The sequence below is a fragment of the Pseudoalteromonas sp. NEC-BIFX-2020_015 genome, assembly GCF_012952265.1.
In the GTDB taxonomy this organism is placed as follows: Bacteria; Pseudomonadota; Gammaproteobacteria; order Enterobacterales; family Alteromonadaceae; genus Pseudoalteromonas; species Pseudoalteromonas neustonica.
In genome coordinates this window covers 171,317-182,663 of sequence record NZ_JABCJL010000008.1, presented here as the reverse complement: position 1 = coordinate 182,663, position 11,347 = coordinate 171,317, and the positions used below count along the sequence as shown (strand labels likewise).

General features: G+C 44.4%; 3 protein-coding genes. All 3 read right to left on the bottom strand.

The genetic code is table 11. The features are described from left to right. On the bottom strand, nucleotides 1–8,956 hold an 8,956-nt coding region (locus tag HH219_RS08440), incomplete at its 3' end, for an Ig-like domain-containing protein (RefSeq protein ID WP_169327149.1). Nucleotides 8,957–8,961: 5 nt separating this feature from the next. Next, complete coding sequence (locus tag HH219_RS08435; protein ID WP_249118478.1) at nucleotides 8,962–10,110, bottom strand: TIGR03032 family protein; 1,149 nt, start codon at nucleotides 10,108–10,110, stop codon at nucleotides 8,962–8,964. Then, nucleotides 10,100–11,347: a S8/S53 family peptidase gene (locus HH219_RS08430; RefSeq protein WP_169327148.1), complete on the bottom strand. Its 1,248-nt coding sequence runs from the start codon at nucleotides 11,345–11,347 to the stop codon at nucleotides 10,100–10,102. Before HH219_RS08430 ends, HH219_RS08435 begins: the two co-directional genes overlap by 11 nt.

Here is an 11,347-nt window from a genome sequence, read left to right as displayed (position 1 = left end):
TACTGACTGTAATAGTTGCGCCCGATTCTGCGCCGCCACCTTGGACGAGTACATCGTTATCCTCGCTGGCATTCACTTTGCCATCGCCTTCAATTGGCGTGGTGATCGTCAGTGCATTCGGCGCTTGGTTATCGAGTGTGATTGATGTGGTTGCCGCCGTTGAGCTATTCCCCGCGCTGTCGGCTTGTATTGCTGATACCGTAAGCGTGCCATTATTCAGCGCGCTAATATCCAACTCGTTGCCTGACAAGCTCCAATTACCGCTCGTGTCAGCTGTGGTGGTTTTAATTACACCACCAATGTTAACCGTCACGGTGGCGCCCGATTCTGCGCCACCGCCTTGCACGAGTACATCGCTATCTTCGCTGGCGTTGACTTTGCCATCGCCTTCAATTGGCGTGGTGATCGTCAGTGCATTCGGCGCTTGATTATCCAAGCTGATGGTCGTGGTTGCCGCCGTTGAGGTATTCCCTGCGCTATCTACTTGCGTTGCCGACACCGTAAGCGTGCCATTATTCAGCGCGCTAATATCCAATTCGTTGCCTGATAATGTCCAATTACCGCTCGTGTCAGCTGTGGTGGTTTTAGTCACGCCGTCAATACTGACTGTAATTGTTGCGCCTGATTCTGCGCCGCCACCTTGCACGAGTACATCGCTATCTTCGCTGGCATTGACTTTACCATCGCCTTCTATTGGCGTGGTGATCGTCAGTGCATTCGGCGCTTGGTTATCAAGTGTGATCGATGTGGTCGCCGCCGTTGAGGTATTCCCTGCGCTATCTACTTGCGTTGCTGATACCGTAAGCGTGCCATTATTCAGCGCGCTAATATCCAATTCGTTGCCTGATAATGTCCAATTACCGCTCGTGTCAGCTGTGGTGGTTTTAGTTACACCACCAATGTTAACCGTCACGGTGGCGCCCGATTCTGCGCCGCCACCTTGCACGAGTACATCGTTATCCTCGCTGGCATTCACTTTGCCATCGCCTTCAATTGGCGTGGTGATCGTCAGTGCATTCGGCGCTTGATTATCAAGTGTGATTGATGTGGTTGCTGCCGTTGAGGTATTCCCCGCGCTGTCGGCTTGCGTTGCCGACACCGTAAGCGTGCCATTATTCAGCGCGCTAATATCCAATTCGTTGCCTGATAATGTCCAATTACCGCTTGAATCGGCGGTGGTGGTTGTCGTCACGCCGTCAATACTGACTGTAATTGTTGCACCTGATTCTGCGCCGCTACCTTGCACGAGTACATCGTTATCCTCGCTGGCATTGACTTTACCATCGCCTTCAATTGGCGTGGTGATCGTCAGTGCATTCGGCGCTTGGTTATCAAGTGTGATTGATGTGGTTGCCGCCGTTGAGGTATTCCCCACACCATCTACTTGCGTTGCCGACACCGTAAGCGTGCCATTATTCAGCGCACTAATATCCAATTCGTTACCTGATAATGTCCAATTACCGCTCGTGTCAGCTGTGGTGGTTTTAATTACACCACCAATGTTAACCGTCACGGTGGCGCCTGATTCTGCGCCGCCACCTTGCACGAGTACATCGCTATCTTCGCTGGCATTGACTTTGCCATCGCCTTCAATTGGCGTGGTGATCGTCAGTGCATTCGGCGCTTGATTATCCAAGCTGATGGTCGTGGTTGCCGCCGTTGAGGTATTCCCTGCGCTATCGACTTGCGTTGCCGACACCGTAAGCGTGCCATTATTCAGCGCGCTAATATCCAATTCGTTGCCTGATAATGTCCAATTACCGCTCGTGTCAGCTGTGGTGGTTTTAGTCACGCCGTCAATACTGACTGTAATTGTTGCGCCTGATTCTGCGCCGCCACCTTGCACGAGTACATCGCTATCTTCGCTGGCATTGACTTTACCATCGCCTTCTATTGGCGTGGTGATCGTCAGTGCATTCGGCGCTTGGTTATCAAGTGTGATCGATGTGGTCGCCGCCGTTGAGGTATTCCCTGCGCTATCTACTTGCGTTGCCGATACCGTGAGCGTGCCATTATTCAGCGCGCTAATATCCAATTCGTTGCCTGATAATGTCCAATTACCGCTTGAATCGGCGGTGGTGGTTGTCGTCACGCCGTCAATACTGACTGTAATTGTTGCACCTGATTCTGCGCCGCTACCTTGCACGAGTACATCGTTATCCTCGCTGGCATTGACTTTACCATCGCCTTCAATTGGCGTGGTGATCGTCAGTGCATTCGGCGCTTGGTTATCAAGTGTGATTGATGTGGTTGCCGCCGTTGAGGTATTCCCCACACCATCTACTTGCGTTGCCGACACCGTAAGCGTGCCATTATTCAGCGCGCTAATATCCAATTCGTTGCCTGACAAGCTCCAGTTACCGCTTGAGTCGGCCGTGGTTGTCGTACTAACCCCACCCACGTTAACCGTCACGGTTGCGCCTGATTCTGCGCCGCCACCTTGCACGAGTACATCGTTATCCTCGTTGGCATTGACTTTACCGTCGCCTTCTATTGGCGTGGTGATCGTCAGTGCATTCGGCGCTTGGTTATCAAGTGTGATTGATGTGGTCGCCGCTGTTGAGCTATTCCCTGCGCTATCTACTTGTGTTGCTGATACCGTAAGCGTGCCATTATTCAGCGCACTAAGATCCAATTCGTTACCTGATAATGTCCAATTACCGCTTGAATCGGCGGTGGTAGTTGTCGTCACGCCGTCAATGCTGACTGTGACTGTTGCGCCTGATTCTGCGCCGCCACCTTGCACGAGTACATCGTTATCCTCGCTGGCATTGACTTTGCCGTCGCCTTCTATTGGCGTGGTGATCGTCAGTGCATTCGGCGCTTGGTTATCAAGTGTGATTGATGTGGTCGCCGCCGTTGAGGTATTCCCTGCGCTGTCGGCTTGTGTTGCCGACACCGTAAGCGTGCCATTATTCAGCGCGCTAATATCCAATTCGTTGCCTGATAATGTCCAATTACCGCTTGAATCGGCGGTGGTAGTTGTCGTCACGCCATCAATGCTGACTGTGATTGTTGCGCCTGATTCTGCGCCGCCACCTTGCACGAGTACATCGTTATCCTCGCTGGCATTCACTTTGCCATCGCCTTCAATTGGCGTGGTGATCGTCAGTGCATTCGGCGCTTGATTATCAAGTGTGATTGATGTGGTTGCTGCCGTTGAGGTATTCCCCGCGCTGTCGGCTTGCGTTGCCGACACCGTAAGCGTGCCATTATTCAGCGCGCTAATATCTAGTTCGTTACCTGACAAGCTCCAATTACCACTTGAATCGGCCGTGGTTGTCGTACTAACTCCACCCACATTGACAGTGACTGTTGCACCAGATTCAGCGCCAGCGCCAGTGATCAGCAAGGCATCATCTTCTGCAGCACTGACCTTACCATCTGTTGATATTGGGGTAGTAATTGTCAATGTATTTGGTGTTTCATTATCAAGTGTGATTGATGTGGTTGCCGCCGTTGACGTATTACCCGCACTATCCGATTGAGTTGCTGAAACACTCAAACTACCATTATTTAACGAACTTATATCTAGTTCATTACCTGCAAGACTCCAGTTACCACTTGCATCGGCGGTAGCAGTTTTAGTGATCCCGCCAATATTTACAGTAACGGTTGCACTTGACTCTGCACCAGAGCCTTGCACCAGTACATCATTATCTTCTGCTGCATTAACTTTATTATCAATTTCAATTGGCGTTGTAATCGCAACAGCACTTGGTATTTGATTATCTAAAATAATTGATGATGTAGCGGCTGAAGATGTATTGCCCGCGGTATCTGTTTGCGTCACATTGATTGATAATGTGCCATTATTCAATGAACTAATATCAAGTTCATTGCCACCAGCAAGTGTCCAGTTACCGCTGCCATCAGCAGTAACAGTTCCTATCACACCATCAACCGAAACTCTTACCGACGCGCCGGCCTCAGCTCCACTGCCAGATATAACAACATCATTGTCTTCACTGGCGTTTACTTTACCATCACCTTCTATTGGTGTCGTAATTGTTGGCGTACTCGCACCAGCATCAATCGTGATGCTAAGCAATGCTGATAATGTACTATTATTTCCTGCCAGATCTGATGCATAAGCCGTTATTGTGTGTGAACCTGCTGATATAGCCGATGAAGGTGTGAAACTCCAAATACCACCAGCGGGGACTGTAACAGTACCTAAAGCACCGTCGACATTTGAAGTCAGTGTAATAACATCTCCCACTGTCGCAGTACCATTTAAAGTCGGTGTGGTATCTGTTGTTATATTATCTGTATTTGAAGTTCCTGTATCACTGGCAGTATCTAAGTCAGGTATACTTGGCGTGCTTGGCACAACAGTGTCGAGTGTAATAGCAATACCCGTTGACGCAACGGATACATTGCTAAGTGCGTCAGTCGCTTTTGCTGTAATCGTGTGTACAACATTTGCTGTCAGTTCACTCGTTGTGATTTCCCATGTTCCATCGGTTGCAGTGCCAGTACCAATTACCGCATTACCCGTTTGATCACTAAGCAAGGTAATACTTGCCCCCACCTCTGCTAGGCCTGATAACGTTGGTGTAGTGTCATTCGTATAATTATCAGTATTTAAAGACCCTGAATCTGAGCTTGCAATTAAATCCAGTGAAGTAGGTGCATTTGGTGCTACATCATCAGTAACAGTAATAGAAAATGATTCTTGGAAGGTCGATGTACTATCATCCGATTGTACGCAAACTATGTACGTACCACCTGAAATTGCGGACTGAGTCTCTAAAATACTACCATTTATTTGAAAGCTACTATTGCCTGCATTAGACGAGCAACTACCACTTGTCGAGGTATTTGGTGCCACCAACGTATATGTATGACTGGTGTCATCAAGATCAGTTGAACTGATTGTTGCAACATCAGCTCCTGAAGCTGTGACCGATTGATTAATAGTTGTAGCAGATAATGAAATATCAGTAGGCGCATCATCTAGCTGCGTAATTGTCACTGTAGCCTGATTAGTTCCGGTACTGTTCAATACTCCATCAGAGAATGTATAATTTAATGAAACTGAGCTTAACGGATCATCTGAGTTATTAGCATACGTCAAGGTTTGTAATACAGCATCAACCACCGCAGAACTAGCATTACTATTAAATGTTAAAACCAAAGTTCCTGCGGAGTTGGTTGTAACAGTCCCGACGCTATTACCGTTATAAGTGAATAACTCACCTTCGGTAAGTACTCCTAAAAGGCCGGAATTACCAAATACATCTTTACTGCTTGCGCCACCGCTTCGATTAATGGTTAAACTTGCATTATTGTAATTTCCAACACTGCCATTGAGTGCATCAAGCTCAGTGTCGGCAATAGTTACGTCACTATCCAGAACAACAGCTGTCCCATTTTCTATAAATGTCGCCCCTCCATTGAGAGCACTAAATACAGGCGCTGAATTTGCTGAAATAAAGGTAATAACGGTATCTGATCCGCTATCAGCAACTGTAAATGCAAGATCATTACCTGGTGCATTAGTCAGTGATAGCGTTAATTCTGAAATATTAAAATCAGTGGCATTCGTATCAACTTCTAATGTACTAGTACCATTAAATTGCACGTTTGCGGTTGAAAGACCCGTTACACCCGTTACGGTAATTGTGTCTCCAACCGCTAAGTCTGTAATCGTATCGCCATTGAGCTGTGAACTACTGCCAACAAAATTATCGTTGCCAGCATTACCTGTTAAGGTATCGGTTCCACTTCCTGGGCGCAAAGTATCAGCGCCAGAGCCGCCTTTAAATGTATCGTCACCATTAAAGTTTGATGATGTGATAGATAAAATATCCGAACTAAATGCACTTGCATCTAAGCTCACTGATGCCGAGATAGCACTACCGCTGGCATTTGAGAATGACACAGTGGCGCCATTAGTATCAAAGTTATCAGACAACGTAATTGTGGTGTTACTATTTGTACCTAACGACAACGCCTCAATATCTGAGACCGTTGTGTTCGTAAAATTAAACGTACCACCGTCCATTAATTTCAACGTATCAATACCAGCAGAGCCTGTGATAGCAGTGCCAAAATCACTTATATTATTCGCATCAATAGATACCGTTGCCGCAGACGATAAGCTCAATGTACCAATATTAAAAAATGAACCTGCCGTTACATCCGCGCCATCGGTTGCACTTACACTATCGGCTACTGTCGGTTCGCCGAATAAAGTACCACTAAAACCAGCAGCACCAATTGCAAACGTGACCGAGGTATTACTGGAATTATCACTTATATTTTGAGTTGCTGAACTCACTGTTATAGTGCGGCTATTTGAAGAGTCATCCCCCACATTATATGTTTCAACATCAAAGAGTGTAGAGAAATCTCCATCCCCAGTAATATTCACAGTTTGCGTACCGAGAGCGGATATAGTGCCTGTAAAAGCAGCTTGTTGCGAGCGCGTCATAGACACTGTTGCGCCACTGGCCAACGTTAAATTTTCAATATCGCTAATCGTAGCTGCCGTGATATTAGCACCCGTTGAAAGGGACAATGTATCGTTGACTGTACCCTTACCTGTTAGTGCCCCGGTTAATGTTAAACTACCCGCAACAAAAGTGACGGCATCTGTTTCTGAATTCGCGGTTATATTTTGAGAAGCAGAACCAATTGAAATCGTTCGCGTATTTGTGCTGTCATCACCAATTGAAAATGTTTCAATATTGCTAAGCGTCGTTAAATTACCATCACCCGATACAGTAATAGTTTCAGATCCAGGCGCTGTTACTGTGCCTGTAAATAAGCCGACTTGTGATGCTAAAAAATTAACCGATGAGTTGGATGCTAAGGTCAGGTTTGCAAAATTAGATACTGTAGCGCCTGTTATATCAGCACTTGTTGTCATGCTTAAGGTGTCGCTGCCACCATTTGCATTGAGTGTACCCAAAACCGTTAAACCGGCAATATTTACCGTATCTGCGCCCGCGCTACCGGTTATATTTTGGGAGCCATTTGATAACGTAATTGTATTTGCAGTGCTCAACACATACGTTTCAATATCACTCGCAGCAACTAACCCATCCGTTGTCGCAGAAATAGTAATTTGATCTGTACCTGCGCCTGAAATTGTAGAAAACGCATCATGCTGCGCTTCTTTCATCGTGACAGATACGCCGCCGCTCAAATTAAGCGTTTCAAAGTTTGAAATCGTTGCCGCCGCTAAACTCGCGCCATCAGCTAGCGTAAGTGTATCTGCGCCATCCCCACCATCGAGAGTTCCTCGGTACGAAAAGTTGGAAATATCGACTGAATCAGCTAAATTACTGCCTGTAACAGACTGATCTCTATCTACAAGCGTTAATGCAATTGGTGTATTCAAAACGTATGTTGCAATAGTGCTATTTGCCGTTAAATTTGCATCGCCCCCACTGCCTGCTGCAATTGTAAATACGGGAGCACCGCTCCCCGAAATAGTCGTAAATTGCTCATGCTGCGCTTCACTTAGCGTTAAAGTGGCGCTGCTAGGCATTGTTAATGTTTCAAAGCCTGTTAATGTAGTGAAAGCCGTTAAATCGGATCCTGTCGGAACGTGAATGGTATCTGTACCCGTTCCACCATCAGCCACTGAACCTGTAATATGTGATGGATTGCTTATCGTTAATGTTTCGTTGTCACTACTAAACGTAATTGCCGGGTTTAAATTAGTCCCATCTAGTGTACTAAAACCCGCTGCTGTAGAGCTTGTTGTCGAAAGGTTTGCAACCGAAATTGTAGCCGTACGGGCTATACTATTTACAGTGCCATCATTGATAACAACAGAGACCGTTCGCGCGGTTTCATTGGGGCTAGCATTAGAGTTGTCATACGTTATTGCTTTAAGGAAAGTCGCCACTTCTGCTGTAGAAGCGGTTGCTCCTGTAATTGAAATTGTGTCTTGTGAAGTAATAGCCGATGCACCACTAACACCCCCGAGTGCATTTTGCGCACTGGCAGATACATTTAGACCCTCAAACAACCCGTCTTGATCGTTTGTTAATGCAACGGTTATTGTTGTTATTGTATCGCCATCACTATCCTCTGCACTAGCATCGGGCGCAATATTTACAGCACCACTACCTTCGGTAAATGATACTGAACTCCCCGTACCTGGAATCCCACCATTTAAATCAACAACAGGCGCTGAATTTGTAGAAGTACCTGTGGCACTCAAAGACACATTATACATACTCTCATTTGCATCAGTGTTGCTAATTCTTAAATTACCTGATATCCCACCAACTGTTGTCGTTTGTACAGTTACAAGTATCGTACATTGCATACCTGAGCTTAATGTTTGACCATTCGTAGCACATGTACCGCCTGTAATTGAAAAGTCGCTACTTCCACTTGTTATAGAAACAGCCGTAGTCGTTAAATTACCAGTGCCTTCATTTTTTACCGTAAAGGTTTTTGTTGTAGTTGCTACACCATCCGCTGCAACACTGCCAAAGTCTTCGCTTACAGTTGTCGATCCACTTTCTTCAACATCTATTTCTGGCGATGACCCACAAGCGCCAACACTACCACCTCTCAAAGTACAGCTAGAAGAGCTTACAGTGGTGCACGCCCCGCCTGGTAGGGTGCAGTTTGCACTTGCAAACACCTTTCTTATTAGTAAATCACTTTTTACTTGTGTATTATCGCCCTTAACAATACTTACTTTTTGTTCATTCGTTTCAAGTAATCCCTGCTCTTTTAAAAAGCTTAATGTATTATTTATATCTGGGTTTACTAAGTGTGATTGGGCTTTTTTCCCTCGACTAAATGTCGAAAATGGGCTTTTTGACTCTGTACCAACTATTTCATCTTCAGTTTCTAGCGCTAACTTTTTTGAAAATTGCTTTAAATCTACAGCTTCATTTACTGTTTCTGCGTAAGCCCCGCTAGCTATTACTGCAGAAATCGCAACCCCTAAAAAAGTTTTATTTAAGCTTAAACGTTCCATGATACTCATCCTCGACAAAATTCAAAAATATGGCTAGACAACGCGTCTGAGCTTTGAAATAACTCTGGTTTCCTGCTGTTCGGTACAACAGCAATATCGTAAATCTGTTTTACATCACCCGAAAAAGTCAAATTACCAACCGCCTCACCTGTATTTACATTCACTAACCATATTGCGCACACACTTTTCCCATCTAATAATCTTGGGTTTGCTTTAAAGCGAATATGCTCTTCTGATTTACGTAATGTACTCGTACCGACAAGCATCAAGTCACCAAAGAACGTCATTCCCCTTGTAAAACCTTGCAACTCACATAAAACTCTATTTGTACCTGACTTTGGATCGTATACATGAATATCGCCATCTCCAGATGCACAATAATACACCTTGCCTGCGTGGCATCTTGGCGAATGTGGCATTGAAATACCTGATTTGATGACCTTATTTTCAACGACATCAATAAGCACCCCTTTATTCCCTAGCTCTTCACGCCAACCTTGTGCTGTATCTGATTCACTAAAGGCTGTAGCATAACGAGGCACACCATCTAACAACGCCATGCCATTTAAATGGCATCTATTTTCCGGCTTCAGTTCTGAAATAAACGACGGCACCCAAGCAGCGACAAAACTATGGTCAGGACTTAACTTACTTAAACAAGAGAACATCGAGTTAACTACCCACAAACCATCATTACCCCAACAAATATCATGGATGTTGATCATACCTGTTGATAAAGTCGCTCTTTCTATAAACAAACTGTCGGCTGCCTTTACACTTTTGACTTGTTCATCCCACTCTTCACGAAATTTGGGGCTATCTCGCAGTTCATTATCTTGTAATTTTTTTGGCAACTCTTCATAACGATCAAGGTTCCCATTAATAACATCAGCATAACCACTTGGTGTTTTTTGAAAGTCGATTACTTGATTTAGTGTTCCAAGCGTGACCCTATTTTCGTCGGCATAAAGTCCCATTGGTCTTGGAAATGCCTTTAATTTTGTTTCTAGCTTGCCATTATTGGAACGCACTAAAATAACACGTTGTGATTGATAACTTGTCGCAATCAACGATATGCCCAACTGAGCCAATATTTTTGGGAAGTTGTCACTGTGGGTGCTACTAAAATCTAACGGTTCCATTTCAGTGCTCATTAATTTCACTACCTTTTGATCTAATCAAAGTTACACTCTTTATATTATTTTTATTAACTACATGTGCAGGCAAAATATTTTCAACCATCGTTAATTTTGTTAACGGGTATTCAACTCCGCATGCTTTTAGCTGTGCCACAACGCCTGAAACAATAGCGGCTGATGATGAGGTGCCACCAAAATTTACATACCCATTAAGTGACGTTGATTCAATTGAAGAAGGGGCGTAATAATCAACACATTGCCCATAATTAGAAAACTCAGCAACATTCCCATTTTTATTTATTGCTCCTATAACAACCACTGAACTTAATGTCGATAGATGATTGACTTCACAAGCTTTCTTACCCGAATTCCCTGCTGAAACAACGATAATAGGTGCATTTGATGCAGATGCAATATTCTCAATTACCAGTGACGTAATACCCGATAATAACGGTAAAACCCAACTACAGTTGATAACATCCGCTTTCATCAACTTAGCGACCTGAAATGCCAATATTATAGAAGATGACCATGTTGAAACTTGCCTGATAGCTATTATTTCACTAGTCGGTGCGAAACCCTCAACCCCTACATTATCTTGCTTTGCAGCAATAACTCCAACAACACGTGTACCATGATAATCAGTTGGGTTTTTAGCACTGGTTGCCAGTGTTTTTTCATCAGGATCATATTCAAACAATACTGTTAAATCATCAAACTCTGGGTGAGCAAAATCAAAGCCGTCATCAATAATTGCAACCCGCACAGTATTCTCTGGTTTATCGCATAAAGGAGCATTTTGTGACACAAGCACGCTGCTAGTCTGCGTGCTTGTTCCTGACGTAACTAACTTTGTTACAGGTGCAATATCTGGTTCGATCTCTAGCACATCTTGATGTTTGCTTAACGCTAAATAAACATCAAAAAAATATTCGGATCTAGGTGTTACCCAGTAAACCAATTCACTTCCTATATTAGCGATTACTTGAACTTGTTTTATTTCATCATGTAGCTGTGAGATCTCATCGACTGATAGCAAAGAGAGTATTATTATTTTTTTGTTAAAAGCGTACATCTTCCCTACATCATCAATCAAAAAATTACTGTCATGCTTGGCAAATACAACACTACCTTTAGAGCTTTTAAATTGCAGCTTGTCTAAACTCGCCTGAGCAGATACATCTCTTGCAAATAAGCACACAACTATAATTAAACAGCTGAAAACAATATGCCAATTAAGGTATTTCAACAT